This window comes from Frigoribacterium sp. MEB024, from assembly GCF_000878135.1.
In the GTDB taxonomy this organism is placed as follows: Bacteria; Actinomycetota; Actinomycetes; order Actinomycetales; family Microbacteriaceae; genus Frigoribacterium.
In genome coordinates, this window is the sequence record NZ_JXQZ01000127.1 from 1 (window position 1) to 25,561 (window position 25,561).

The 25,561-nt window shown below is 72.4% G+C and carries 20 protein-coding genes; 6 read left to right on the plus strand and 14 right to left on the minus strand.

Features of this window, described 5'->3' with window-relative positions; all coding sequences use genetic code 11:
• The 3 genes from SZ60_RS15500 to SZ60_RS15510 form a co-directional block, all read right to left on the minus strand.
• A partial coding sequence (locus SZ60_RS15500; RefSeq protein WP_043597644.1) for a chaplin family protein occupies positions 1 to 1,288 on the minus strand: 1,288 nt, incomplete at its 3' end.
• 99 nt (positions 1,289 to 1,387) lie between these two features.
• Positions 1,388 to 2,425 carry a hypothetical protein gene (locus SZ60_RS15505; RefSeq protein ID WP_043597591.1) on the minus strand — a complete coding sequence of 346 codons (1,038 nt, stop codon included), beginning with the start codon at positions 2,423 to 2,425 and terminating at the stop codon, positions 1,388 to 1,390.
• Between the two features lie 183 nt (positions 2,426 to 2,608).
• Positions 2,609 to 3,292 carry a hypothetical protein gene (locus SZ60_RS15510; protein WP_043597594.1) on the minus strand — a complete coding sequence of 228 codons (684 nt, stop codon included), beginning with the start codon at positions 3,290 to 3,292 and terminating at the stop codon, positions 2,609 to 2,611.
• Positions 3,293 to 3,668: 376 nt separating this feature from the next.
• On the opposite strand from SZ60_RS15510, the gene SZ60_RS15515 reads away from it, so the two are divergent.
• Together SZ60_RS15515 and SZ60_RS15520 are read left to right on the plus strand one after the other, a co-directional pair.
• Positions 3,669 to 4,961 carry an ice-binding family protein gene (locus SZ60_RS15515; protein WP_043597596.1) on the plus strand — a complete coding sequence of 431 codons (1,293 nt, stop codon included), beginning with the start codon at positions 3,669 to 3,671 and terminating at the stop codon, positions 4,959 to 4,961.
• A 97-nt stretch (positions 4,962 to 5,058) separates the two neighbouring features.
• Positions 5,059 to 5,571, plus strand: a complete 513-nt coding sequence (locus SZ60_RS15520) for a MarR family winged helix-turn-helix transcriptional regulator (RefSeq protein WP_043597597.1) — start codon at positions 5,059 to 5,061, stop codon at positions 5,569 to 5,571.
• Positions 5,572 to 5,592: 21 nt separating this feature from the next.
• Here the strand turns inward: SZ60_RS15520 and SZ60_RS16690 are convergent, their stop codons facing one another.
• From SZ60_RS16690 to SZ60_RS15540, 4 genes are all read right to left on the minus strand, one after another.
• The gene (locus SZ60_RS16690) at positions 5,593 to 7,008 is read right to left on the minus strand and encodes a LamG-like jellyroll fold domain-containing protein (RefSeq protein ID WP_052505462.1); all 1,416 of its coding nucleotides are present in this window, start codon (positions 7,006 to 7,008) and stop codon (positions 5,593 to 5,595) included.
• 35 nt (positions 7,009 to 7,043) lie between these two features.
• Positions 7,044 to 7,649, minus strand: coding sequence for a hypothetical protein (locus SZ60_RS15530; protein ID WP_043597598.1), 606 nt, complete (start codon positions 7,647 to 7,649; stop codon positions 7,044 to 7,046).
• A gap of 183 nt (positions 7,650 to 7,832) precedes the next feature.
• A complete protein-coding gene (locus tag SZ60_RS15535; protein ID WP_231567191.1) occupies positions 7,833 to 9,509 on the minus strand; it encodes an AarF/ABC1/UbiB kinase family protein in 1,677 nt (558 codons plus the stop codon).
• A gap of 41 nt (positions 9,510 to 9,550) precedes the next feature.
• The gene (locus SZ60_RS15540) at positions 9,551 to 10,093 is read right to left on the minus strand and encodes a PadR family transcriptional regulator (protein WP_043597601.1); all 543 of its coding nucleotides are present in this window, start codon (positions 10,091 to 10,093) and stop codon (positions 9,551 to 9,553) included.
• A gap of 386 nt (positions 10,094 to 10,479) precedes the next feature.
• Between SZ60_RS15540 and SZ60_RS15545 the strand changes: the two genes are divergently transcribed.
• Positions 10,480 to 12,774 carry an Ig-like domain repeat protein gene (locus SZ60_RS15545; protein WP_043597603.1) on the plus strand — a complete coding sequence of 765 codons (2,295 nt, stop codon included), beginning with the start codon at positions 10,480 to 10,482 and terminating at the stop codon, positions 12,772 to 12,774.
• A gap of 231 nt (positions 12,775 to 13,005) precedes the next feature.
• Here SZ60_RS15545 and SZ60_RS15550 read toward each other — a convergent pair whose 3' ends face one another.
• The 5 genes from SZ60_RS15550 to SZ60_RS15570 form a co-directional block, all read right to left on the minus strand.
• Entirely contained in the window at positions 13,006 to 13,791 is a 786-nt protein-coding gene (locus SZ60_RS15550) for an SDR family oxidoreductase (RefSeq protein WP_043597604.1), read from the minus strand.
• A gap of 258 nt (positions 13,792 to 14,049) precedes the next feature.
• Positions 14,050 to 16,515 (minus strand): beta-glucosidase, encoded by a 2,466-nt coding sequence (locus SZ60_RS15555; protein WP_043597648.1) that lies wholly within the window; start codon positions 16,513 to 16,515, stop codon positions 14,050 to 14,052.
• Between the two features lie 41 nt (positions 16,516 to 16,556).
• Positions 16,557 to 17,462 carry a carbohydrate ABC transporter permease gene (locus tag SZ60_RS15560; protein WP_043597605.1) on the minus strand — a complete coding sequence of 302 codons (906 nt, stop codon included), beginning with the start codon at positions 17,460 to 17,462 and terminating at the stop codon, positions 16,557 to 16,559.
• Entirely contained in the window at positions 17,459 to 18,493 is a 1,035-nt protein-coding gene (locus SZ60_RS15565; protein ID WP_043597606.1) for a carbohydrate ABC transporter permease, read from the minus strand. The genes SZ60_RS15560 and SZ60_RS15565 overlap by 4 nt, the downstream gene beginning before the upstream one ends.
• 10 nt (positions 18,494 to 18,503) lie before the next feature.
• Positions 18,504 to 19,790 (minus strand): ABC transporter substrate-binding protein, encoded by a 1,287-nt coding sequence (locus SZ60_RS15570; protein WP_043597607.1) that lies wholly within the window; start codon positions 19,788 to 19,790, stop codon positions 18,504 to 18,506.
• Positions 19,791 to 19,937: 147 nt separating this feature from the next.
• Here SZ60_RS15570 and SZ60_RS15575 point away from each other — a divergent pair, with 147 nt between their 5' ends.
• Genes SZ60_RS15575 through SZ60_RS15585 form a run of 3 tightly spaced genes read left to right on the plus strand, consistent with a single transcriptional unit; the run spans position 19,938 to position 22,373 of the window.
• Complete coding sequence (locus SZ60_RS15575) at positions 19,938 to 20,945, plus strand: LacI family DNA-binding transcriptional regulator (RefSeq protein ID WP_043597608.1); 1,008 nt, start codon at positions 19,938 to 19,940, stop codon at positions 20,943 to 20,945.
• 58 nt (positions 20,946 to 21,003) lie between these two features.
• Positions 21,004 to 21,660: a hypothetical protein gene (locus tag SZ60_RS15580; RefSeq protein ID WP_043597652.1), complete on the plus strand. Its 657-nt coding sequence runs from the start codon at positions 21,004 to 21,006 to the stop codon at positions 21,658 to 21,660.
• The gene (locus tag SZ60_RS15585) at positions 21,657 to 22,373 is read left to right on the plus strand and encodes a hypothetical protein (RefSeq protein WP_043597609.1); all 717 of its coding nucleotides are present in this window, start codon (positions 21,657 to 21,659) and stop codon (positions 22,371 to 22,373) included. Before SZ60_RS15580 ends, SZ60_RS15585 begins: the two co-directional genes overlap by 4 nt.
• A gap of 261 nt (positions 22,374 to 22,634) precedes the next feature.
• Here SZ60_RS15585 and SZ60_RS15590 read toward each other — a convergent pair whose 3' ends face one another.
• Positions 22,635 to 23,999: an SLC13 family permease gene (locus SZ60_RS15590; RefSeq protein WP_043597610.1), complete on the minus strand. Its 1,365-nt coding sequence runs from the start codon at positions 23,997 to 23,999 to the stop codon at positions 22,635 to 22,637.
• 118 nt (positions 24,000 to 24,117) lie between these two features.
• Positions 24,118 to 25,479: a homoserine dehydrogenase gene (locus SZ60_RS15595; RefSeq protein WP_043597612.1), complete on the minus strand. Its 1,362-nt coding sequence runs from the start codon at positions 25,477 to 25,479 to the stop codon at positions 24,118 to 24,120.
• Positions 25,480 to 25,561: the final 82 nt, after the last annotated feature.

Here is a 25,561-nt window from a genome sequence, read left to right on the forward strand (position 1 = left end):
CGGTGCCGGTGCCGGTCGTGGTGCCCGTGCTGGCCGAGTCACCGACCACCGAGACGGCGTTGCCGCCCACGGTCACGGGCAGCCCCACCGACGGCACGACCTGCGTGCCACCGAGGACGCCGTCGTCACCGCTCGTGGTGCCACCGGTCGTGCCGGTCCCCGTGGTGCCGGTGCCGGTGCCGGTCGTGGTGCCCGTGCTGGCCGAGTCACCGACCACCGAGACGGCGTTGCCACCCACGGTCACGGGCAGCCCCACCGACGGCACGACCTGCGTGCCTCCGAGGATGCCGTCGTCACCGCTCGTGGTGCCACCGGTCGTGCCGGTCTCCGTGGTGCCGGTGCCCGTCGTGCCGGTTCCGGTGCTGGTGCCCGTGCTGGCCGAGTCACCGACCACCGAGACGGCGTTGCCGCCCACGGTCACGGGCAGCCCCACCGACGGCACGACCTGCGTGCCACCGAGGATGCCGTCGTCACCGCTCGTGGTGCCACCGGTCGTGCCGGTGCCCGTCGTGCCAGTGCCGGTGCTGGTGCCCGCGCTGGCCGAGTCACCGACCACTGAGATCGCATTGCCACCCACGGTCACGGGCAGCCCCACCGACGGCACGACCTGCGTGCCACCGAGGACGCCGTCGTCACCGCTCGTGGCGCCGGTGGCCGAGCCGGCGGGAACGGCGTCGGTCGCGCCTCCTGCGGGGGCCTCGGTCGTGGTGCCCGTGCTGGCGGAGTCGCCCAGCACCGAGATCGCGTTGCCGCCGACCGTGACCGGCAGGGTCACGTCGACCAGGCCCTGGGTGCCCGAGCCGATCGAGTCGTCACCCGACGTGGTGGCCGGTGCGGACGCCACAGGGGCGGCCGGGGCCGGGGCCGGGGCGGGCGCCGCGGCGGCCGAGTCGCCGAGCACAGAGATGGCGTTGCCACCGACGGTGACGGGCACGTCGACCGAGACGATGCCCTGGGTGCCCGAGAGCACTCCTGAGTCACCGCTCGTCGTCGTGACCGGTGCCGCAGGTGCGGCAGGTGCGACAGGTGCGGCAGGTGCCGCCGCCGGGGCGGCGGGAGCAGCAGCTGGCGCGGCAGGTGCCACGGCCGTGCTGCTCGAGTCGCCGAGGACGCTGACCGCGTTGCCGAGCGCCGAGACCGGGGCCTCGACGACGGCGCCGACCTGGGTGCCCGAGAGCAGCCCGTCGTCACCGGTGGTGGTCGCCGCGTTCGCGGCGGTCGTTCCGAGGGCCCAGATGCCCCCGACGAAGAGCGCTCCCATGAGCCCTCTCGAGACGTACTTGTTCATGGTCTTCTCCAAGAGATGAGGTGTGTGGTGCCGCGCAGTCGCGGCGGGGTCGCTGATGTCGCCGGCAGCCGGGAAGCTGCAGGGGCGACGCGACCGGCCTCAGTCGGGAGAAGAGTCGGTGTCGTACGCAGGCGTCGACGGGAGGTCGTCGTCGCCGTCCGCGGACCCCGCCGAGACGGCGAGTCCGGGAAGCTGGGAGGCGCGGGTCGCGTCGAGCGCGACGGCACCGCCGGCCGCGCCCCCGCCCGAGGCCTGACCGTTCGCGCTGCCGCCGGTGCTCGAGGGCAGGGCGGGCGAGCCGTGGTCGTCTCCGGCGGGACGCGGCGTGGGGCCCTGGGTGGGTGCCAGGGGCACGGTGGTCACGTCGGCACCCGTCGCCGGACCGGCGGCGATCTGCGCCCGCAGGGTGGTGACCGCGTCGGTCGCCTCGGTCGCCGCGTCGGCGACCGACGCAGCCGTGACGACGTCGGCGCCGACAACTCCGAGGAGGTCGATCCCGTCGTCTCCTGCTGCCGCATCGGTGAGGGCGTCGCTCGCGGGGAGCGTGAGGCCGGGCCGGGGCGTGACACCCTCGGGCACGACGGGCGGGACGATCGGCGTGGCGGGGGCCGCCGCCGAGTCGCCCACGGCGGTGAGGCCCTCGTCGACGACGCCGGTCAGCGGGTCGGTCACGGTCGAGACGGGTGCCGGGCCGGTGACGGCGGACACCACGGGGACGGCTGCGACGACCTGGTCCACGGTCTGCGCGACGGGCGCGACGACGGCCGAGACCGGTGCGGCGGCCGCGACCTGCTGCACGGCCTGTGGCACCACGGGGGCGGCGGCCTTCACGACCTGCTGCACCGGGGGCGCGACGGCGGTGGCCTGGACGGCGACGTCCGTGACCTGCGACACCGCGCCTCCTGCGGTCTGACCGACGGCGGCCACGGGGGCGTCGAGCGAGCCGGCGACCTGGCCGACGGCCGAGGTGACGCCGCCGAGAAGTGACGAGGGGGCTTCGTCGGCCGAGGCCGACGTCGACGAGAAGGCGAGTCCGAGACCGACCATGCCGATCGCCGCGAGACCCGAGAGGCCGAGGAGGCGCACGAGACGGATCGAGGCGGGTCGCCTCGTCGTCGTCTCGGCCGTCTGATCCACGGCGCACCTTCTTCGGTCGCGTCTCACATCGGGTGGTTGGTCCCGACACCGGGGCCGTGAGCCCCTCATCACGCTGGTAGGACGCGATGTGCCGTCGTTTCTACGCCGACCGACCGGAGTTGTCCATGAGGACACCTCAGATGTACCCCGTTCAACCAGGCTTTCCCCAGGTGCCGCGAGAGGTCACACCAGCTCGAGGTCCCAGGCCGGCGGCACGTAGGCGGAGCCCCAGCCTGCGCGTAGACGGGTGATGGCGCGGTCGAACGACTCGAGCACGTCCATCTCACGGCGGACCATCGACTGGAGCTGCAGCCCCTCGTACAGGGCGATGAGTTGCTCGGCCCCTCGGGCCGGCTGCATGGTCTCGGGCTCGCGCCCGAGCTCCACGTCCTGTGCGAGGGAGGCGTGGATCAACCGGTAGAACTGCAGCCACTGCTCGTACAGGGGCCTCGCGAGCGGGTGGCCGGGCGTGGCCGCGACGTTGACCGTGGCACTCAGCAGGCGCATCAGCGCGGGCTCGGCGGCGTTGGCCTGGACGATGGCCCGCAACAAGGCGATCGTTCCGTGGGTCCGGGCGAGCGGCAGCAGGGGGCGGGTGCGGCGACCGACCCAGAGGTCGACCGTCGCGAGCACGAGCCCGTTCCAGTGGGTGAACTCGTCGGTCACGACCTTCACGGGCAGGTCGGCCGCCTCGGCGACGAGCGCGAACGACGCCTCGTGGAAGGCGTGCACGGTGAAGACGCGCATGGCCGCCTCGACGATGGCGATGCGTCGCTCGACGGCGACGGACGGGGCTCCGAACGGGACGGCCGGGGCGGTGGGGGCCGTCGGGTCGTCCGCCGGCTCGGGGTGGGTCTCGTGGATCACGGATCGACGTTACGGACCGTGGCGAGCACCGGTCGACGCCCAGTCCGGGGCACAAGGCACCCGCTGCGCCGGTCGCGTCACCGAGGCGACGCGACCGACGGGGCCGGAGGGGGCGCGTACCCGAACGCCGCCGCCCTCCTCGCCGCACGACACCCGATGGGTCGTGGCCGGTCCTCACCCGAAGAGGACCGATGTGGCGTGTCCAAGTTGTACGCCAGCCATCACCCGACCCCCTCAACCCCGGGCGGATTATCAGGAACTGTTTTAAACATTGTGTTATCAGGTCGTTCCGCGTATACATCGAGTAGCGGGGAACTCCAACGCGTACCGATCACGTGTGTCCAGGGGTCTCCTCCTCTTCCAGTCAGGTGGCGCCATGCCCCGTTCGACGTCCACCTCCCTCCTGGCCCGTTCGGGGCTCGTCCTCGGCGTCGCCGCAGCACTCACGGTGGCTTCGGCCCTGCCGGCGAGCGCCGCGAACGTCATCGACGGTCCCGTCGACCTCCAGTCGGCCGGCACCTATGCCGTGCTCGCCGCGTCCACGGTCACGAACACCGGAACGAGCGTGGTGAACGGCGACGTCGGTCTCAGCCCGGGCACTTCGGTCGTCGGATTCGACGCCGGCGGCCCCGGTGTGATCGTCGGCGGCGTGCAGCACGTGAACGACGAACCGGCGCAGCTCGCGCAGCAGGACCTCACGACGGCGTACGACGTGGCCGCGGCCCTCACCCCGCAGGAGAGCAACGTCATCGACCTGGCCGGTCGGTCGCTGACCCCGGGCGTCTACTCGGGGGACGCGGTGCAGCTCACCGACAACGGCGCCCTCGCGTTCGCCGGCAGCGCCGAGTCGGTCTGGGTCATCCAGGCCGCCAGCACCCTGACCATCGGCTCGGCCACCACGATGACCTTCTCCGGCGGCGCGAGCGCCTGCAACGTCTTCTGGCAGGTCGGCAGCTCGGCCACCCTGGGCAGCGCCGCGGACTTCCGCGGGACGATTCTCGCCCAGCAGTCCATCACGGCCACCACCGGCGCGACCGTCATCGGACGCCTCCTCGCCCGCGGCGGCGCGGTCACCCTCGACACGAACACCATCACCGTTCCCGCGGCCTGCCCCACCGTCGGCACCCCGTCCGAGACCGTCGCCCCGACCATCACCTCCGGCAGCCCGACGGCCGCGACCGAAGGCACGCCCTACTCGTTCACCGTCACGGCGACCGGCACCCCGGCCCCGACGTTCACCGTCACCACCGGCACCCTGCCCGCCGGCCTCACGCTGAACGGCACCACGGGCGAGATCTCGGGCACACCGACCACGCCGGGTGACACCACCGTCACCATCACGGCCGACAACGGCACCACGCCGCCCGACACCGCGGACTACACGATCACGGTCACGCCGGCCGACGTCGTCACCCCGCCCCCGGGCGACGGCGGCACCCCTCCCGGCACCGTGACTCCCCCCGGCACGACCACGCCCCCCGGCACCGCCACCCCGTCGACCCCGGCGGTCCCCGTGTCCGACCGGAACGGCAACGGCCCCCGCGGCGACCTGGCCTACACGGGCTCGGACACCGTGATGCCCGCGATCGGTGCCGGCCTGGCCCTGCTGCTCGGTGCCTCGCTCGTCGTCACCACGGCGATCCGTCGCCGACGCCTGAATCGTTCCTGACCGATGTCCCCGGGCGGCCCGTCGATGTGCTTCGATGGGTCGCCTGCGGATGTCCCCGTCACAGGACGGATGCTCGCGGACCACATGAGAGGTCCTGATGAGCCACGTCCCGACGACCCCCGACGACTACGTCCACGACCCCGACTCCACCTCGGGCCGCGTCATCGACGCGATCTACGCCCTCCAGGACGCCGAGGCCCTGTACCGGGCCCGACTTCGATCGAAGTTGGGCATCGGCGCCAGTGAGCTGACGACCGTCCAGTTCCTGGCGCGACTCGAGACCCGGAACATGTCGGCTCGGCCGACGGACGTCGCGGCGCACCTCGGGATGACGAGCGGAGCCGCCTCGATCATCATCGCCCGTCTCGTGACCCGCGGGTACGTCGTCCGCCGGAGGAATCCCCGGGACGGACGCGGGCAGCACCTCCAGCTGACCGACGCCGTGCACGGCGCGGTCGCCCGAGCGGCGGGTGGGGGCCGGCTGGGAGCCCTGGACGGGGTCCTCGGCCTGTCCGAGCGCGAATCACGACGCGTGGTCGCCTTGCTCTCGGGTGTGACCGACGGCTTCACCGACGGGGCCTCGATCGACCGACCCGCGCCTCCTGCCTGAGGCCCTCCCCTCGGAGGCCGGTCACCGGCCCGCCGCGTACCTCGCGCTCACCTCGGCCGCCGTCGATGCCACGTCCAGGACCGTCGTGTCGTCGAGGTCACCGCGGTAGTACTTGCTCGTCGGGGACGACGGCCACGAGATGCTGACCGCGTCGTAGCCGATCCGCCAGTAGCCGCGGGCGTTCTCGGCGGCCGTCTGGGTCGACGAAGCGACGAGCGTGCCGTCGACGTAGAGGGCCGTGCCCGACGGGCCCAGGGTCGCCGTCGCCAGGTGCCACGCACCGTCCGTGTAGGCCGCCGGACTCTCGACGCTGAAGTAACCGCCGCTGTAGACGCCGAAGATCAGCGTGCCCTCGTCGGTCAGGTAGAGGTGGCGGTCGTACTGGCCCGACAGTCCTGCCCGGCTGTTCCCGAAGCCGATCAGCTTGCCGCCCGTGGTCGTGGTCGTGCGGAACCAGGTCTCGACGGTGAAGACCTGCGGACCGTCGATCATCTGCCCCGTCGTGACCTGGCCGCTCACGCCGTCGAGCCGCAGGTAGGGTCCGTCGCCGGCGGCGCACGTGCCTCCTTCGATCGTGGCCCCGGGCGTGAGGGTCCCCGATCGTCCGTTGCCGCTGCTGTCGCGCGCGCTCGTGCCGACGCCGTCGTTGAACTGGTAGGCGAACCGCGCCTGCGCCGCCACCGGACGATCGAGGCACGAGAACCGGGACGTGGCGAATGCGCTCGACGTCGACGTGGTGGCCGAGAACGCGGCGTGGCTCGAGCCGACGACGAGGAACAGCACGGCCACCCCGGCGACCACGGTCACCACGAGACCCGAGACCCTGACGGCGCGGGATCGCCCCGACGGGTGCGGGGGTGCGCGGTGGCGGGAGAGGGCGAGCGGGTCGGCGACGTCCTCGCTCGCCGGCTCGAGCCGCGTCGCCGCGAGCAGGAGCAGCACCACGAGGGACACGACGAGCACGCCCAGGACGCGATCGCCACCGTGCCAGAGCATCGCCGACCCGATCGACGGGACGAGCAGGACCCCGACGCCGTGCACGGCCCCGGGCGACACGAGGCTGGAGTCGACCTCGGCGTTGGCGTCGCCCTTCAATCGCAGCGAGCCGTCGTCGGTCGTGTCGACCAGCCGGTGCAAGCGCAGGTCGCCGGCGCGGTCCGGGTCGTCGACGAGCAGCACCTGCCCCGCGTCGAGGGCGGCGGCGTCGACGGGCATGGCCACGACGACGTCCCCCGGGGTGATCGCCGGAGCCATCGACCCCGAGGCCACGGTCGTGGGCGACCAGCCCCAGAGGGCCGGGACGGCCGCCCAGAGCAGGAGGCACACGGCCGTCGCCAGGACGACCCGCGCCGTCGTCGCCAGGCACAGCGCACCCCAGAACGACAGGTCGGAGCGGACCTGCGGGGTGGTGGCGGCGGGGGCTGCGAGGGTCGTCATGATGGCGTGTTCCGGCTCGGGCGTCGACTCCCGCGCTAGCGGGTCTGGGCCTCCCAGGTGAAGGCGATCGCCGCCCGGGAGTCCTGACCGGTGTTCGGCGTCGACTGGCTGAGCGAGTACGAGAACTTGAACGAGCGAGCCTCGGAGGTCGTCCCGGTCGGCGACCAGGTCGGGGCGCCGTTCGCGTAGCCGGTCCGCTGGCTCGCGAAGTCGGCCAGCGTGCCCGAGAAGACCTGGGCCCCCTGGCTCGCCGGGGTGAAGCCGTCACACGACGCGCTCGAGGCACCCGACCCTTGTTGGATCGTCAGGTCGAGGTACGACGACAGCGAGTTGGTCGTGGTGGCCGCGGTGCCGTAGAGGCGGACGGCCGAGGGCAGGCTGCCCGTCGAGGTGACCGTGACGCACTTCGTCCCGGCGTCGCCGGGCATCAGGTTCGAGGCCGAGAACAGGGCGACGTCGGAGTCGTCGTCCGTGAGCTGCACGGTGCCGGTGGACCAGTTGCTCGTCGGGTTCGAGGTGGTGGCCGAGAAGGCCGAGTACGACGCCGTCGAGATGATGGCGCCGGAGGCGATGACGGCGACGGGCACGGCGGCCCAGCGGGCACGGCGCGTCCAGCGGGCGCGGCTGATCGATCGGGACATGTCGGGGAGTCCTTCGGGTGGGGTGTCGCCGAGGCCCCGTGGTGCCGGTCGGGAGGGAGCTCGGACGTCTCGGCACGGTGCCGATGGGGCGAAGGTACCGACGGATCGCCTTCTCGGTGAGGGTCGACGTGTCCCCAGTGAGGGGGATCGCCCCCGTACCCCGCCGGATCGTCCCGCCCTGCCTCAGCGGCCGCGGCCCGCCACGAGCGCGTGCAGCAAGGGGACGGCCGAGGTGACCATCAGCACCGTGCCGACCACGTCGTCCCCGTCGCGCAGGACCGCCCCGGCGATCAGCAGGGCCGCGAAGAGCACGGCCGAGACCACACGCCGCGCGGTCCGCTCGATGCGGGTCAGCTGGCGCTCGATCCGGGGGCTGCCCACCTCGAGCGTGCCGTCCTCGAGGCGCGTGACGAGGTGGTCGAGTCGGCCGGGCAGCCGCACGGCCACCGTGGCGGCGTCGAGGGTGCGGCGCGTGACGTCCTGCACGGCGTTGCCCCGTTCGTCACGGATCAACTGGGCCGCGTACGGCTCGACCGAGTCCCACAGGTTGAAGGCGGGGTCGAGCGCGCTGGCGACCCCCGAGGTCAACGTCATCGCCCGGAGGACGAGCAGGAAGTCCTCGGGCAGCTGGAACGGCAACGACCGGATCAGGTCGCCGAACTGACCGGCGAACTCGCGGTACTCGCGCGGGTCGACCTGCCGGAGCTCGGCGAACCCCATGCCGCCGAACCGGGCGAAGGTGGCGGTCACGGCCCGCTCGAGCCCGAGTGTGTCGGCGCTCGGCAGCAGGACGCCGAGGTCGCGCATGGCGCCGACCATGCCCGAGCCGTCGCGGGACGCCGCCGCGATCAGCAATTTCCGCAGGCCCGTCCGGGTGCCGGTCGGCACCTCGCCCATCATGCCGAAGTCGATGAAGGTGAGCTTCCACGGTCGCTGTCCGTCGACCGCGTCGGGCACGGGCGTGACGAAGATGTTGCCGGGATGCGGGTCGGCGTGGAAGAACCCGTGGGTGAACAGCTGGTCGAACATCACCTCGGCGAAGACGGGCGCCACCTCGGCGGGGTCGATGCCGGCAGCGGCGAGCGCGTCGACGTCGGTGATCTTGATCGCCGAGACGTCGTCCAGCACGAGGACGCGACGCGTGGTGCGCTCCCACACGACGTCGGGCACGCTCACGCGGTCGTCGTCGGCGAAGTCGGCGGCGAACCGGGCCGAGTTGGCGGCCTCGTTCAGGTAGTCGATCTCCTCGAGGCTGGTGCGCGCGAACTCCTCGACGAGGGCGGGGGCGTCGACCCGGTCCGACACCAGTCGGACGTGGCTGAGCCAGCCGCCGACGCGACGGAGCGCGGCCAGGTCGACGTCGACCACGGCGTCGATGCCGGGCCGCTGCACCTTGAGCACGACGGCGGAGAGGCCCGTGTCGGCCGCGTCGGCGGGCCCGAGCGTCGCGCGGTGCGCCTGGCCGAGCGACGCGGCGGCGATGGGAGACTCGGCCACCGTCGCGAAGACCTGCCCCAGGGGTCGGCGGAGTTCGGCCTCGGCCAGGGCCCGGATGCCCGCGAAGGGGACGGGCGTGACCTCGTCCTGCAGCCCCTCGAGCTCTTTCGTGATCTCGGGCGGCAGCACGTCGAGGCGTGACGACAGGTACTGGCCGACCTTGATCATCAGGCCGCCGAGGTCGAGCGCGAGCGCGTGGAATCCCCGGGCGAAGCGACGCATGCGCCGGGCCCGGGTCCGCTCGGCCAGACGCCGCAGGCCGAAGCGGGGCAGGACGAGTTCGAACCACCAGGTGACGGCGAGATGCCGCGAGGCGAACCGCAGGATGCGGCGGTACCGCGCGCGACCGGCCCGGTCACGCACCGGAGGACTGGACGCGGAGGGGTCGGTCGACGCCACCCTCGTCAGTCTCGGGCGAGGATCGAGTAGATGCGACGACGGGCCTCGTCGAGCACCGCCACCGCCTCGTCGACCTGCTCGGGCGAGCCCGTTCGGCCGACCTGCGCCGTGGCACGGGCCAACTCGACGCCAGCCTTGGGCAGGGCGCGGAAGCGGTCGCCGGTGGCGGTGCGCTCGGGCTCCCACGGTGCCGACGGGTCGACCCCGGCGGCGGCGCGACCGGCCTCGGTGAGCGAGTAGACCTTGCGGCCGTCGGTCTCCTCCGCGGCGACGAGCCCCTCGTCCGAGAGCAACTGCAGGGTCGGGTACACGGAACCGGCGCTGGGCTTCCAGTCGCCACCGCTCCGCTCGTCGATCTCGCGGATGATCTGGTAGCCGTGCATCGGGCGTTCGGCCAGCAGCGCGAGGATGGCGGCACGCACCTCGCCCCGGGGGGCGCGGGTGCCCTCGCGGCGGTCGAAGGTCGAGCGGAGCTGCTCCATGGCCTGCCACATGCCGTCGAGGCCGGTGCCGAATCCGAACGTGCCGGGTGCTGACGTGCTGCTCATGGTGTTCTCCTTCTCGAGGGTCGGACGCGGTCGAACGATACCCGGACGATATACCCCGTCCCCTGGAGCGTCAGGGCTGACGCCCAGGCAGGAGGCGCGGCCACGGAGGTCCCGAACGGTCCTGTTCTGGGGGTGCCCGACCACTCGGACGGGGGGTCCGCGCCGGCGGACCGGGGTGGTTGAGTTCCATTCGTGGGTATGAACCCCCACCGACGGCTCGCTGCCGTCACCTCTCCGGCGTTCCCCGACGTCCGCCGGCGAGCCCTGCCGCCTCGGCGTTCCCCGACGTCCGCCGAGGCGGCAGGACCTCCGTCGTTCCCCGACGTCCGACGGAGCAGCACATCCTCGGTGACGACTCGCGCCTCCGAGACCTCTTGGAGTCCTGCATGCCCTCGTTCCCGACCGGCCGCCTCGCGGCCACCGCCGCCGCCGCGGCCCTGGTGCTCACCGCCCTGGTGTCCGCACCGGCCCAGGCCGCCGCCCCCTCGTCCGTCTCGGCCGGCACGGTTCCGGTCACGACGGCCTCGGCCTCGACCACCACGTCGACGTCCGCCGCCTCGACGGTCAGCGCGGGCGTCGCGGCCGACCTGTCCCGCGACATGGTGAAGGTGCCCGCCGCGCCCCTCCTGAAGGCCCAGACCGACGACGCCGTGTCGCCGGTGGCCGGCGTGACGAACCACCCGGTCTACGTCAGCCTCGCCACGGTGACGGCCGCGACCTCGGACGACTCCGCGACGCCGCCCGACGAGGCCTCGGTCCGCGCCGCCGTCACGCAGCTGCACGACTACTGGTGGGAGGAGTCGGGTCACACCGTGAACGTGACGCTCGCCGGCATCGAGACCCGCCCGCTCGACCAGACCTCGTGCGTCCCCGCCACGGTGCTGAACTCGGTCCACACCTCGGCCTTCGGGGGTCGGTTCGCGAAGTACGCGTGGGCCGGGACCAACGAACACCTGATCGTCCTCAGCCGCGAGACCTGCGGCACGACGGCGACGGCGTTCGGCACGGTCGGCGGCGACGGCGGCGAGGTGTTCAGTTCGTACGGCGCGGGCACCGCGCTCGGCGTCCCGGTCCTGTTGCACGAGTTCGGCCACAACCTCGGGTTCGGCCACGCCGGCGCCGGCATGTGCCGCAGCACGACCTCGTTCGACGGGGCCGCGAGCGACTACCGCTACGCCACCTCGACCGACACCCCCGCCGCCTGCCCCGTGCTCGAGTACGGCGACTTCCTCGACATCATGGGCTACTCGGTCTCGTCGGCTCGACCCCACCTGTCGTCCGTGCAGCGCGTGCGTGCCGGCTTCCTGACCGACGTCACCACGCTCAGCGGGGCCGGCACCACCCGGCAGGTCACCGTCGCCCCGCTCGACGGCAGCGCCAAGGGCCGCGCCCTCAAGGTCGTCGATCCGCTCAGCGGGCAGGACTACTACGTCGAGTACCGCACCGCCACCGGCACGGACGCGACCAGCGCCGAGTTCGGCGGTCGGGCGGCGTCCTGCGCGCTCGTCGCGTCGGGCTTCACCCGCTGTGCCCTCACCAGCGACAAGGCGACCGGCAGCGTCCGGGTGCTCCGACCGCTCACCCTCTCGGGCAGCACGGTGTCGACCGTCGCCCTGGCCGTCGGCCTCGACTCGAAGCGCGACCCCAGCCGTCGCGACACCCACCTCGACGCGGGCGAGTCGTTCACCAGTGCGAACGCCGGCTTCACCGTGTCGGTCCGCTCCATGACCCCGTCCGGAGGCGCGGTGCTCGACGTGACGCTCGCCGGCGCCGCCAAGAAGGCTCCCGCCACGACCACCACGAGCGCGCTGACCGTCGACCGGACCCGCCAGACCTACGGCTCCACCACGCGCATCACGGCCACCACGCAGGTCACCACGGCCGACGGGTCCGCCCCGGCCGGCACGGTCACGCTGCGGGACGGCACCACCGTCGTCGGCTCCGTGCGGGTCGGGGCCGGCGGACGCGCCGCGGTGACCCTGCCGGGGACCACGGCCGCGGGTGCCCACTCGCTGCGCGCCTCCTTCGTCCCCGACACGGCCGCCCAGGCCGCGTCGGACTCGGCGGTCGTCCCGGTCACGGTCGACAAGGCGGCGACGACGGCCTCGCTGACGCTGGACCGCAGCACCCAGGCCTACGGCTCGACCCCCGTGACGGTGACGGTCGCCGTCACCGGCGTCGCCGGGGTCGCACCGACCGGCACGGTCTCGGTGTCGCTCGACGGCACCCGCGTGGCACAGGTCGCCGTCTCGGGCGGCAAGGCGAGCTACGCGCTGCCCTCGACGACGACCGTGGGGACGCACCGCCTCGTCGCGACCTTCACGCCGGCCGACGCCTCGCTGACGTCGTCGACGAGCAGCACGGCCAGCATGACCGTCACGAAGGCGACGTCGACCAGCACCCTCGTGCCCGGCTCGACCGCCGTCAAGAAGAACACCGCCTCGAGCGTCACCGTCACGGTCTCGGCCACGGGCGTCCCGAACCCGACCGGCACCGTCACCGTGACCACCGGCGGCAAGGTCGTCGGCACGGCGACCCTCTCGGCCACGGGTTCGGGGCGGGTGACGGTCCCGGTCGCGAAGTTCGCGCAGGCGGGCACCTACTCGCTGTCGGCCTCGTACGCCGGGGCGAGCACGGTCTCGACCAGCGTCTCGAAGCCGGTGCAGGTCACCGTCCGCTGACCCCCGCCGCGCCTCCTGCCCTGACCGCCCCGCAGTGTCGGCTCGAACGACCTGCCCATTCGCACCTGCTCTTCGCCCTCCCGACCCGCGACGCACCCGGTTTCGAACCATGCACCCAGAAGAAACGGGGTGCAAGGTTCGAAACCAGGTGCGAGAGCGCAGGCGGCGCGGGCCGGCAGGGTGCGAGGCGGCAGGAGGCGCGGGTCGGCGACTCGGGACGCCCCGCGTACATCAGTACTTCGCGGACTGCCCGCCGTCGATCGGCACGACCGCCGCGTTGACGTAGGTGGCGTCGTCCGACAGCAGGAAGGCGACGACCGAGGCGATCTCGTCGGCCTTGCCGTAGCGCTTGGTCGGGTTGATCTGGATGAACTGCTCGGCGGCCTTCTCGGGGTTCTCGGCGTCGATCTGACGCATCGAGGCCTCGACCATGGGCGTCCAGATGGCGCCGGGGGCGATCGCGTTGACGCGGATGCCGAACTCGCCGTACTCGACGGCCGAGTTGCGGGTGAGGCCGACGACGCCGTGCTTGGCCGCGGCGTAGCCCGACTGGTTGCCGACGCCGCGGATGCCGCCGACGCTCGCCGTGTTGACCACGGCACCGCCGTCGCCCTGCGAACGCATGACGCCGAGCACCTTCTCGAGGCCGAGGAACACCCCGCGCAGGTTGATCGAGACGACCTTGTCGAACTCGTCGGCGCCGAACCGCTCGGTGAGGTTCTGCTTGCCCTCGATGCCGGCGTTGTTGAAGAACGCGTCGATGCGCCCGAAGCGTTCGACCGTCGCCGACACGTAGCGGGCGACGTCGTCCTCGCTCGACACGTCGGCGACGACGGTCAGCACCTCGGCACCGGGGACGGCCTCGAGCACGGCGGCCTGCGAGTCGGCGAGGCCCTTCTCCGAGACGTCGACGAGCGCGAGCTTCGCCCCCTCGCTCGCGACGCGGACGGCGGCGGCCCGGCCGAGGCCCGACCCTCCGCCGGTGATGAGGACGACCTTGTCGGTGAAACGCTCCATGGGACGGGCTCCGGTTCTCTCGTTCGGTGGGCCCGACGCGGCGCCGGGCCAGTCGCCGCGCGACGGTGCGCGACTCGCCGTAAGGCTACACATGTCGCCTTACTGCCCCCTGACCGCGGCGTCCGCCCGACGCCTCCCGCCCGCCGCGCCGCAAAGAACCCCGTTCCGTGCGAGGAACCACGAACCTTCGTGGTTCATCGCACGGAACGGGGTTCGCGGGCAGAGGAGGCGCGGGTCGGCCACCCGAGGAGGCGCGGGTCAGCTCCCGTTGCGCGTCGCGATCTCGACGCCGACGATGCGCTCGTCGGCGATCGTCACGGGGTACACGTCGCCCGTGAAGCGCACCGCCGCCTCGGTCTCGCGTTCGGCGCACGAGCCGCCGACCCAGAGCTCGACGTCCCCGGGCTCGACGACCCGTCGGTGCTGCCGGTCCGTGAGCGCCAGACGGGTGGTGGGGACGCGGAAGACGACCCGCGCCTCCTGACCCGGTTCGAGCGCGACGCGCGCGTAGCCGAGCAGTTGCGCGACGGGCCGGGTGACCGAGCCCACGACGTCGTGCGCGTACAGCTGCACGAGGTCGGTGCCGGGGCGAGAGCCCGTGTTGGCGACCGTCACCGACGCGACGAACGAGCCCCCCGTGGGCACCTCGGCCGAGTCGACGACCAGGTCGGAGCGTCGCCACGAGGTGTACGACAGCCCGTGACCGAACGGCAGCACGGGCGTGCTGTCGGCGCTCGTCACCTCGGACGGTCCACCGAGCACCGGGTGCAGGTAGGAGAACGGCTGTGCGCCGGCCGACCTCGGCAGCGACACGGGCAGGTGCCCGGACGGCTCGACGCTGCCGGCCAGGACGCCGGCGACGGCGGCGCCGCCCTCCTCCCCCGGGAAGAACGCCTGGACGACGGCGGCGGGCGCCCCCGCACCCGACACCGCCCAGCCGATGGCGTACGGCCGGCCCGAGAGCACGACCATCACGGTCGGCGTGCCGGTGGCGACGACGGCCTCGACGAGCTCGCGCTGCACCCCGGGCAGCTCGAGGCTCTCGACGTCGTTGCCCTCACCGACGGTGCCCCGTCCGAACAGGCCGGCCCGGTCGCCGACGACCACGACGGCGACCTCGGCCCCGCGCGCGGCGTCGACTGCGGCGGCGATCCGTGACCGGTCGTCGCCTTCGACGTCGCAGCCGGCCTCGACCACGACGTCGGCTGCGGACAGCTCGCTGCGCAGGGACCCGGCGACGGTCGGCAGCTCTATGCCGAGCGGCACGCCCGGGTGGTGCGCCAGCACGTGGTTGACGAACGAGTAGCAGCCCATCAGGGCCTCGGCGCTGTCGCCGTTCGGCCCGATCACCGCGACCGAGGCCGGGCCGGCACCTGCACCGGCACCAGCACCGGCGCCAGCACCGGCACCGGCACCAGCACCGGCACCAGCACCGGCACCGGCACCGGCACCGGCCGCACCAGCAGCGGCACCGGCACCGGCACCAGCGGCACCGGCGGCCCCACGAACCAGTGGCAGCACCCCGTCGTTCGTCAGCACGACGACCGACTCGTCGGCCAGCCGTCGCGCGACCGCCCGGTGCTCGGCCGAGTCGAGGTCGATCGAGGTCGGCGGCGGCGTCTCGAACGTCTCGTCGAGCAGCCCGAGCTCCTCCTTCTCGGCGAGCACGCGGAGGACCGCCCGGTCGACCAGCGCCTCGTCCACCTCGCCGCGGCGCACCCGCTCGGCCAGGGGCGCGAGATAGGCGTCACCGGTGGGCAGCTCGACGTCGATGCCGGCCTCGAGGGCCAGTGCCGCGGCCTCGCCCCGGTCGGCGGCGACCGCGTGCATCACCTGCAGGAACGCCACCGAGAAGTAGTCCGACACGACGACCCCGTCGAACCCCCACCGTCGGCGCAGCACCTCGGTCAGGTACGACGGCGTCCCGGCGACCGGCACCCCGTCGATCTCGGCGTACGAGTTCATCACCGAGCGCACCCCGCCGTCCAGCACGGCCATCTCGAACGGCGGCAGCAGGACGTCCTCGACGAACCGCGGTCCGACCTGTGCCGGTGCGTGGTTGCGCCCCGCCGCCGAGGTCGAGTAGCCCACGAAGTGCTTGAGCGTCGCGTGCACGCCGGCCGCCTGCAGCCCCTTCACGTAGGCGGTGCCGATGGTGCCGACGACGTAGGGGTCCTCGGCGATGCACTCGTCGACCCGACCCCACCGGGTGTCACGGATGACGTCGAGCACGGGCGCGAGACCCTGGTGCACGCCGAGGTCGCGCATGGACCCGCCGATCAGCCGGGCCATCTCCTCGACCAGCTCGGGGTCGAACGAGGCCCCCCAGGCGAGCGGCGTGGGGAACGTCGCGGCCTGCCAGGCGGCGAGGCCGGTCAGGCACTCCTCGTGCACCAGCGCGGGGATGCCCAGACGGGTCTCGTCCCGCAGGCGGCGCTGTTCGCGCCACAACCAGGAGGCGCGCTCGACGGGGTCCACCGGCCTGGTCCCGTAGACCCGCGTCAGGTGCCCGAGCCCGTGCCGGGTCGCCTCGACGTAGTCGCCCGACGTCGCCATCTCGCCCTGCATCGGGGCGACGTTCTCGGCGCCCTGGTCGACCCACCAGCCGACCAGCTGGGCGAGCTTCTCGTCGAGGGTCATCTCGGCCGCCAGCGACGCCACCCGGTCGGAGGCGCGGGGTTCGCCGACCGTGAGGGCCTGCGGTCGGTGAGCGGTGTCGGTCATGTCGGCTCGCGCCTCCTGGTCTGTGACGGTGTCGGTGGCGGTCATCCCTTGACCGCCCCGGTGAGCCCGCCGACGATGCGGCGTTCGAAGAGGCTGAAGAAGATCAACGCGGGCAGCATCGAGAGCGCCGTGAAGGCGAGCACCCGTGCCGTGTCGACCGAGTACTGCGACGAGAACGCCTGCACGCCGAGGGGCAGGGTGAACGTCGACGGGTCGTTGAGGATGAACAGCGGCAGCAGGTACGAGTTCCAGGCGCCGATGAAGGCGAGGATGCCCACCGTGATGACGCCGGGCAGCGACAGCCGCACCACCATGCGGAAGAAGAAGCCGAGGCGGCTGCAGCCGTCGATGAACGCGGCCTCCTCGATCTCGTCGGGGATCGCGCGGAGGAACGGCACGAGGATGATGATCGTCGTCGGCAGGGCGAAGGCGATCTGCGGCAGGATCACGCCGGCCAACGAGTTCGTCAGGCCCAGGTCGCGGATGACGAGGTACAGCGGCGTGATCGCGACGGTCATCGGGAACATCAGCCCTGCCGCGAAGAGCGCGTAGAGCACCCCGCGACCGGCGAAGCGGTACCGGGCCAGCACGTAGCTGGCGGCCAGGCCGAGCGCGACCGTGCCGATCGTGGTCGCCCCGGCCGAGATCAGCGAGTTGCCGACCTGTCGCCAGAACGTGCCGCCGGTCAGCACGTCGAGGTAGTTGCCGATCTGCCACGGGCTCGGGAACCCGGACGGGTCGGTCGTGATCTGCGCGTTGGTGCGGAAGCCTCCGATCACGATGAACGCGACGGGCGCGAGCATCGCCACGATGACGACCGCCGCGACCACGTACGCGACGCCGCGTCCGGGGTCGGCGATGCCGCGCCTCCTGCGCTTGGCCGGTCGGTCGCCGGTGACGGCGGGCCCGCGGCCCCGAGGAGGCGCGGTGAGGGTCGAGGCGGTCATCGTTCTTCTCCTGCGGTGGTCGCCGAGGTCGTGACGGCCCCGGCCGTGTCGCGTCGCAGCACGAAGCGCTGGTAGACGAGGGCGACGACGAGCGAGATGAGGAACAGCACGACCGCGACGGCGTTGCCGTAGCCGTAGCTGCCCGAGGTGCGGCCGTTCGCGACCATGTAGGTCGCCATGGTCGAGGTGCCGGCGGTCGCCGCGATGTACTGACCCCAGATGATGTAGACGAGGTCGAAGAGCTGCAGCGAGCCGATGATCGACAGGAACGCCCAGATGCGCAGCGTCGGTCCGAGCAGCGGCAGCGTGATGCGGCGCTGGATCTGCCACCAGCTCGCGCCGTCGATGGCCGCGGCCTCGCTGAGCTCCTCGGGCACGCCCTGGAGCCCGGCGAGGAAGAGGATGACGGCGAAGCCGACGTACTTCCAGGTGATGATCACCAGCAGCGTCCAGATGGCGATGCTGGGATCGGCGAGCCAGTCGGTGGCGAACGAGCCGAGGCCGACCTTGGTGAGCAGGTCGTTGACGGCGCCGCTGCCCTGGAGCATGAGGCTCCAGCCCGTGCCGACGACGACCTCGCTGATGACGTAGGGCACGAAGATCAACACGCGGATGAGCGACTGACCGCGCAGCTTGCGGTTGAGCAGCAACGCGAGGCCGATGGCGACCGGGCCCTGCAGCACGAGCGAGAGCACGACGATCGTGGCGTTGTGCCGCAACGCGTCGAGGAAGGTCGGGTCCTGGAAGATCGTGACGTAGTTGCGGAACCCGACGAAGTCGGTCGGCGGGCCGAAGCCGGACCAGCTGAAGAAGCCGTAGTAGGCGGCCATCACGATCGGGAAGACCACGAACGCCAGGAACACCACGAGGGCGGGGCCGACGAGCAGGGCGATCTCGAGGCCGCGGGCGCCACGCCCCTTCCGGGACACGGCCCGGGAGGCCACCGGGGGCGAGACGAGTGCCTCGCCCCCGGCGGTGGCGTGAGGCCGCGAGGGTGCGGCGGGCCGCACGGAGGGTTCGCGGAGGCTCACGATCCGACCTCTACGCCTTCTTGGCGGCGGCGTCGACGGCGTCGACGAACTGCTGCGGCGTGCCGTCGCCCGAGAGCAGGTCGACCACGGCGACGTTCATCGCGTTGCCGACGTTCAGGCCGTAGACGGTGTCGAGCCACTGCGAGACGAACGGGGCGTCGTTGTAGGCGCTGAGCACGTCCTGCAGGTAGGGCTCGGTGACGGCCTGCTGGGCGACCGTGTTGACCGGAGGCGCGTTGAAGGCCTTGTAGTACGCCTCCTGCACGTCGGGGGTCGCCAGGTAGTTCAGGAAGTCCACGCACGAGTCGGGAGCACCGGCCGAGCAGGAGTACCCGTCGACGCCGCCCATGATGGCGCCGGCCTCGCCGTCACCACCGTCGACGGCGGGGAAGGGGAACCAGCCCAGGTCGGACAGCGGCTTCTGGTCGGGCGTGAGCGAGGCGATGACGCCCGGGTCCCACGCACCCATCAGTTCCATGCCGGCCTGGTGGTTGGCGACGAGGCCGGCCGAGCTGCCGGCGCCCTGCTGGGCAGCCGTGGTGAGGAAGCCGTCGTTGAAGGGCTCGGTGTCGCGGAAGTCGGCGAGGTCCTCGGCCGCCTTCACCCAGCAGTCGTCGCTGAAGTCACGGTCGGTCGCGGCCTTCTCGAGCACGTCCGAGCTGCACGAGCGCAGGGCGAAGAAGAAGTACCAGTGCGCGGCGGGCCACGCGTCCTTGCCGCCGAGCGCGACGGGCGAGACACCCGAGCCCTTGAGGGCGGTGACGGCCTGGTCGAGCTCGTCCATCGTCTTCGGGGCCTCGGTGATGCCGGCCGCGTCGAAGAGGTCCTGGCTGTACCAGAAGCCCCCGGGGAGGACGGCGACGGGCATCGAGTAGACCTTGCCGTCGACCGAGCCCGACCCGAAGGTGCCCTCGCTGATGTCCTTCTTCGCCTCGTCCGAGATGACGTCGGTGAGGTCCTTGACCTGTCCGGCCGAGACCATCGCCTGGAGCTTGCCGCCGCCGCGCTGCAGGAACACGTCGGGGGCGTCGCCCGAGTTGAGGGCGGTCTGCAGCTTGCTGTCGAAGTCCTCGTTCTGGACGGTCTGGACGTCGATCTTCACGTCCGGGTTGGCCTTCTCGAAGTCGGCCGCGGTCGCCGTCCAAAAGTCCTGGCCGGGGCCGGTCGTCGAGTTCTGCCAGAGGGTGAGCGTGCCGTCGTCCGACCCGCTTCCTCCCCCGGTGCTGCAGCCGGTCAGCAGTCCCGCTCCGATCAGCAGGGCCGCCGACCCGGCCAGGAGCCGTCGAGATGTGGTCATGGTTCCACCTTTTCCTCTTCGTTGAGCGGCCGTGGTCGGCCGAGCGTGCCGTGCTCCGATGCGCGGCATGGCCTCAGTGTCGAAAACGTCCGGACGGGTGTCAAACGTTTTCGAAAACCATTTCCGTCGGGCTAGGCTGCGGACGTGATGACGGCACGGGTGACGATCCACGACGTGGCACGGGCGGCCGGGGTGTCGGTCGCGACGGTGTCGAAGGCGGTCAACGGGCGCTACGGCGTCTCGGCCCAGGCGATCGAGCGCGTCATGGCGGCGGTGGACGAGCTCGGCTACGAGTCGAGCCTCGTGGCCAGCAGCATGCGGGCCCGCCGCACCGGGGTGATCGGCGTGCTCGTGGCCGACTTCGAGCCGTTCAGCTCGGAGGTCCTCAAGGGCGTCGGGGCGGCCGTCCGGTCGCGGGGCGCCGAGTACGACCTGCTGGCCTACAGCGGAGCGCACCGCGGCGAGAACACCGGCTGGGAGCGTCGCTCGCTCAGCCGGCTGAGCGGCACGCTGATCGACGGGGCGATCCTCGTCACGCCGTCCGTGCTGACGACGGCCGCGAGCATCCCCGTGGTGGCCGTCGACCCGCACACCGGGCGCACCGACCTGCCGTCGGTCGAGGCCGACAGCCGCGGCGGGGCGTTGCTCGCCGTCGAGCACCTGCTCGGCCTGGGCCACCGGCGGATCGGATTCCTGGCCGGGCGCCCCGACCTGCGCTCGGCGTCGTTGCGCGAGGCGGGCTACGTGCAGGCGCTGCGGGCGGCCGGCGTCACCCGCGACCCGGCACTGACCCGCAACGGCGACTTCGAGTTGACGGCCTCTCGCCAGGCGGCCCGCTCGCTGCTGACCAGCCCCGACCGGCCGACGGCCGTCTTCGCCGCCAACGACCTCTCGGCCATCGCCCTGCTGCGCACCGCGCTCGACCTCGGCCTGCGGGTGCCCGACGACCTCAGCATCGTCGGGTTCGACGACATCCCCGAGGCCTCGCGGGAGTCGCCTCCGTTGACCACCGTGCAGCAGCCCATGCAGCGGCTCGGCAGCGCGGCCGCAGGCATGCTCTTCACGATGCTCGAGGGCGGCGAGCCGGCCGCCCCCGAGGTGCAGCTGCCGACGCGGCTCGTGGTGCGCGGCACGACGGGGCCGCCGCGCGGGTGACCAAGATCTGCCCTCGGACTTCCACAATCATTCGCGATCACGTACGGTTGTGCACACCATGGCCGAATTGAGCGCATCCGAGTACGCGAAACGTCACGACATCTCGACCCGGCGTGCCCAGGCGGCCGCCGCGGACGGACAACTCGACGCCCGGTGGGTCGGCGGACGATGGCTGATCGACGACGCCGCCCCCCATCGACACCAGCCCGGTCGCCCGCTATCGCGCCGCTCGGCGGACGCCTTGATGGCTCGGCTGACCGATGAGCCCGACTGGGCGAATGGACTGTCACCCAGCGAGCGGGGCCGGACGCTGGCCCGGATCGTCGAACTCCGGCAGGGCACGACACCGTCCGAACGCCTCGCCCTCTGGCTCCGGACCGCCTACCCCACAATGCGGGGGTTCGACGCGCCGACTGCCGACCTCCCCGATCTCCGACTGGACACCCGGCTCACGCCCGGGGGCAGCAGCGACGAACGCTCGGGCATGAGCGACGGCGGCAGGCTCGAGGCACATGTGTCGGCTGTCGACCTCGACGCCGTGGTCCACGAGTACCTGCTCGTCCCGTCCCGCCGACCTAACGTCGTGCTCAGGGTGCACGACGGCGCCGCACCGCGGCCGCTGCCACTCGGTGCCCTCATCGCCGACCTGGCGACGAACACCGGGCCCCGAGAACGAGCCGCCGCCGACAGGTTGATCCACGAGGGCTCGCGATGATCGTCGCGCCTGCGCTCCGAGCCGCCCAGGCCGACGCCTGGCACGCCCTCTTCGAGGTGCATGAGCGCCTGCCGACCGGCTGGGCCGTCGTCGGCGGCCAGATGGTCCAGTCACATTGCTGGGAGCGCGGGTCGACGTCCGCCCGCCCCACGAACGACGCGGACACCGTGCTCGACGTACGTGCCCATCCGACGATGTTGCTGCGATTCACGACGGTCCTCCGCGACTGCGGGTTCGTCGCGGACGGCCAGAGCTTCGAGGGCCATCAGCACCGCTGGGTCCGGGGCGGCGCTCAGATCGACGTCCTCATCCCCCGCTTCCTCGGCGAGCGGGCGTCCTCACGTCGCGGCATCACCGGCGGGACGACCCTCGCCGCCCCGGGCGCCCAGGGTGCGGTCGACCGGGCGTGCGCCGTCGAAGTCCGGGTGAACGGCCGCGACGGCGTCGTCTCGCGGCCGACCTTGCAGGGCGCGCTCCTCGCCAAGGCCGCAGCCGTCGAGATCCCGGGAGACGACCACACGCGACACCTCGTCGACATCACCACCCTCGTGTCGCTCGTCTCCCGCCGGGATCGAGTGGGGGTGGACGTCACCGAGACCGAACGTCGCCGCATCCGTGCCGCCCTCAGCCTCATCGAGCGCGATCCGCTCGTCTGCCGGGTCGCGGACGTCGACCCGATCGTCGTCGACCGGCTGCGCCTGGCCTTCGCCTGACCCCCGCAGACCCCGGTGTCGCCCTTGACACCAGAGTCCGTGCCGAGAGTTCGGGCTCCCGACGATGCCAGCGGTTCGGGCCGCCGACGGCGTGCCGCGACGGGGTCGGTCGGGCACGGGGTGCCCAGGGGCACCCGGGCATGTCTTCGGAGCGGCACGTCTCCCCCGTTGGGGTGACATCGCGAGAAAGGCGGAAACGCAGGAGGCGCGGGTCACGCGACCCGCGCCTCCTGCGTCCTCGAGGCCGTCAGGCCCGACCGATCAGGCCCAGAGGAACGGCACCACGAACGCCAGCAGCGTGACGACCGGTCCGATGACCACCATCGAGAGGCCCCATCGGGTCAGGTGGCGGTAGAGGCGCGGTCGGTCCTCCTCGACGCCCGAGGCGACGATGGTCGCGCCGGTCGTGCCGAACGGAGCGCAGTCGACGAGCGAGGCGGAGATCGCCAGGGCGTAGATGAAGCCGGTCATCTCGAGTCCGCCGCCCGGGACGAGCAGGGGGACGGCGAGCGGGATGAGCGCACCCAGGATGCCGATGGTCGAGGCGAAGGCCGACACGAGACCGGCGATGACGCAGATGACGAACGCGGCGAGCAGCGGCGACGAGACCGAGCGGGCGACCTCGCCGAGCTGGTCGATGGCACCGAGCCGCGTCAGGACGCCGACGTAGGTGATGATCCCGCCGAGCAACAGGATGGTGTTCCAGTCGATGCGCGCCAGCGACGCACGGCCGACGTCGGGCTTGAGGAAGGCGAGGAAGACGGCGAGCGTCAGCGCGACCGCACCGAGGTTGAGGTCGACGTCGAGCAACGTGATCGTGAAGAAGCCGACGATCAGCACCGGGATGCTCACGAGCACGACGAGCTGGTACGCGCCGAGTCGGGTGGCGGTGGCCGGCTCGGTGAGGACGGCGGTGCCGCCCTGACCGTGCCCGGCACCGGCAGTGCGCCCGCTTCCGGCACTGCGCGTGCCGCCGGTCCCGCCGGCTGCCACCGTGGCCCGGGCCGCGCCGGCCGCCCGGGTCCGGGCGATCAGCTCTCGACCGCCGAACAGGAAGAACGCGACCAGCACGACGAGCGTGTTGACGCCGACCGAGAGGCCGAACATCAGACCCGGGTTGTACGGGATGCCCGAGGCCCGTGCCACGGTCATGACCGTGATGCCGTTGATGCTCGTCGGGGCGAGGGCTCCGCCCACGATGGCCGAGCTCATGACGATGCCCATCATCGTCGAGTGGATCTTGTGCTTGTGCGCCAGGCTCATCGCGATCGGCACGATCGTGAAGGCGGCGTGCGACGTGCCGAGGCACGCGACGAGCGTGCCGATGACGAACATCGCCCAGGGGATGAGTGCCACGCGGTCGCCGATCAGACCGACCGAGCGGTCGACCAGCCAGTCGACGACGCCGGTCTCGCGGGCGATGCCGAACAGGTAGGTGATGCCGAGCAGGATCAGCAGGGCGTCGACCGGGAAGCCGCCGAGGACGTCGTCGAGGCTCTCGCCGACGACGAGCACGCCGACCAGGAGGGCGGCGACGAACGCCAGGGCGCCCATGTGCACGTTCCGGATCGCCGAGAGGGCGAAGACGGCGACGAGGACGATCAGCGCGACGAGCTCGACGCTCACGAGGTCGCCGCCGGGGTGGGTTCGGTCGGTTCGGGGGTGTAGGGCATCGTCGTCGATCTCCTGGTTCGGGGTGTCACGGGTCGGGAGGGGGGAAGGGGAAAGGCCGAGGAGGCGCGGGTCAGCGACCCAGCGCGAGCCCGGCCCGGTAGGCCGCCAGCGCCGCCTCGGGCACGTCGGCGAGGTCGTCCAGTCGCACGAGGTCGCCGGGGGCCACGTCGGCCACGAGCCGCGCGCCGCCGAGCAGGTAGTAGGGCGCGATCCCGTCGTCGTCGGGGTCGACGATGACGGGGGCGACACCGGCGATCTCGTGATGGTGGCCCTCGACGCGGAAGGCGGTGCCGGCCGACAGCGCCTCGTCGGCCCGGGCCGCGAGGATCGTGTGCTGCCGGGGCTCGGGCAGGCGCGACGTCCCGTCGACCGCGGCGACGATGCTCAGCGGGGTCTCGACGCCCATGAAGTGGTACGGCCAGTAGATGCAGGCGTGGCGGCCGTCGCGGCTGACGACGTGCCCCTTGCCGCGCAGCGTCTCCCAGGTGACGGGGTCGCCGGTGCGGACGATCACGAAGACGCCGCCGGCGAAGCTGGCCTCGCCCGGCAGGCGGAGCATCGAGAAGACGTCGACGACGCCGGTGCGACCGAGCAGACCGCCGTCCTCGCGTGCCGTGTAGAGGTCGGCGAGCTCGTCCGGCCGGGCGACGGGGTAGTGCATGGCCTCGACGTCGGCGCGGGCGCCGGTGTAGAGCGAGACGACGTTCATCTCGCACGAGTCGGCGGCCGCTGCCCGTTTGAGACCGGCGACCGCCGAGGCACGCGCCTCGACCGTCGCCAGGGGGTCGTCGCCCAGGTCGAGCAGCGACGCCAGGGAGGGGGCGTGGACGGTCGTGCCGGCCTGGTCGACGACGCCCGTGGCCGGGTCGAACGCGAGGTCGTACTCGCCCGACTTGCCGAGGGCCACGACGTCGAAGCCGCACTCGAGCACCCAGGCCACGAGACGCAACAGGTTCGCGGGCTGGTCGCCGTCGCCGGGCAGGTACCGCAGACCGGCCGCACGGGCCTTGGCGCTCAGCGCCACGCCGGCGACGGACTCGACCTCCTTGCTGACCATGACGACGTGCACCCCCCGGTCGAGCGCGGTGTCCGCGTAGCCGTGCCCGGCCTCGATGCGACCGGTGGCCTCGACGAGGACGTCGACACCGTCCCAGTCGACGGCCGAGGCGTCGGCGATCACGGCGATCGAGCCGGCCGAGACCGCCTCGGCGGTCGCCGCCGCCGTCGACGGCGTCGCGACGGACGCGGCGGGCACCCCGAGCTCGTGGAGCATGGCCGTCACCCCGTCGACGTCGGGGTCGACGAGCTGCGTGGCCGTCAGGTCGGGCAGGCGGCGCAGCTGGTCGAGCAGCGTGCGGCCGTAGCCACCGTTCGCGCCGGTGAGGAGGACGCGGACCGGAGTCGCGCGAGACGTCGTCGAGTGGAGGATCACCGTTGTTCCCGTTCGTTCAAGAGGCCAGGAGCGGCCCGGGCGAGCATGGCAACTGTAGCGAGACTTATCAAATTGTCAAACA

Excerpts from the sequence above, each read along its gene's own strand:
- SZ60_RS16690 (WP_052505462.1), bottom strand. The coding sequence starts at position 7,008 with ATGACGACCCTCGCAGCCCCCGCCGCCACCACCCCGCAGGTCCGCTCC.
- SZ60_RS15530 (WP_043597598.1), bottom strand. The coding sequence starts at position 7,649 with ATGTCCCGATCGATCAGCCGCGCCCGCTGGACGCGCCGTGCCCGCTGG.
- SZ60_RS15585 (WP_043597609.1), top strand. The coding sequence starts at position 21,657 with ATGATCGTCGCGCCTGCGCTCCGAGCCGCCCAGGCCGACGCCTGGCAC.
- SZ60_RS15575 (WP_043597608.1), top strand. The coding sequence starts at position 19,938 with ATGACGGCACGGGTGACGATCCACGACGTGGCACGGGCGGCCGGGGTG.
- SZ60_RS15520 (WP_043597597.1), top strand. The coding sequence starts at position 5,059 with ATGAGCCACGTCCCGACGACCCCCGACGACTACGTCCACGACCCCGAC.
- SZ60_RS15580 (WP_043597652.1), top strand. The coding sequence starts at position 21,004 with ATGGCCGAATTGAGCGCATCCGAGTACGCGAAACGTCACGACATCTCG.
- SZ60_RS15550 (WP_043597604.1), bottom strand. The coding sequence starts at position 13,791 with ATGGAGCGTTTCACCGACAAGGTCGTCCTCATCACCGGCGGAGGGTCG.
- SZ60_RS15540 (WP_043597601.1), bottom strand. The coding sequence starts at position 10,093 with ATGAGCAGCACGTCAGCACCCGGCACGTTCGGATTCGGCACCGGCCTC.
- SZ60_RS15560 (WP_043597605.1), bottom strand. The coding sequence starts at position 17,462 with ATGACCGCCTCGACCCTCACCGCGCCTCCTCGGGGCCGCGGGCCCGCC.
- SZ60_RS15545 (WP_043597603.1), top strand. The coding sequence starts at position 10,480 with ATGCCCTCGTTCCCGACCGGCCGCCTCGCGGCCACCGCCGCCGCCGCG.
- SZ60_RS15555 (WP_043597648.1), bottom strand. The coding sequence starts at position 16,515 with ATGACCGACACCGCTCACCGACCGCAGGCCCTCACGGTCGGCGAACCC.
- SZ60_RS15515 (WP_043597596.1), top strand. The coding sequence starts at position 3,669 with ATGCCCCGTTCGACGTCCACCTCCCTCCTGGCCCGTTCGGGGCTCGTC.
- SZ60_RS15570 (WP_043597607.1), bottom strand. The coding sequence starts at position 19,790 with ATGACCACATCTCGACGGCTCCTGGCCGGGTCGGCGGCCCTGCTGATC.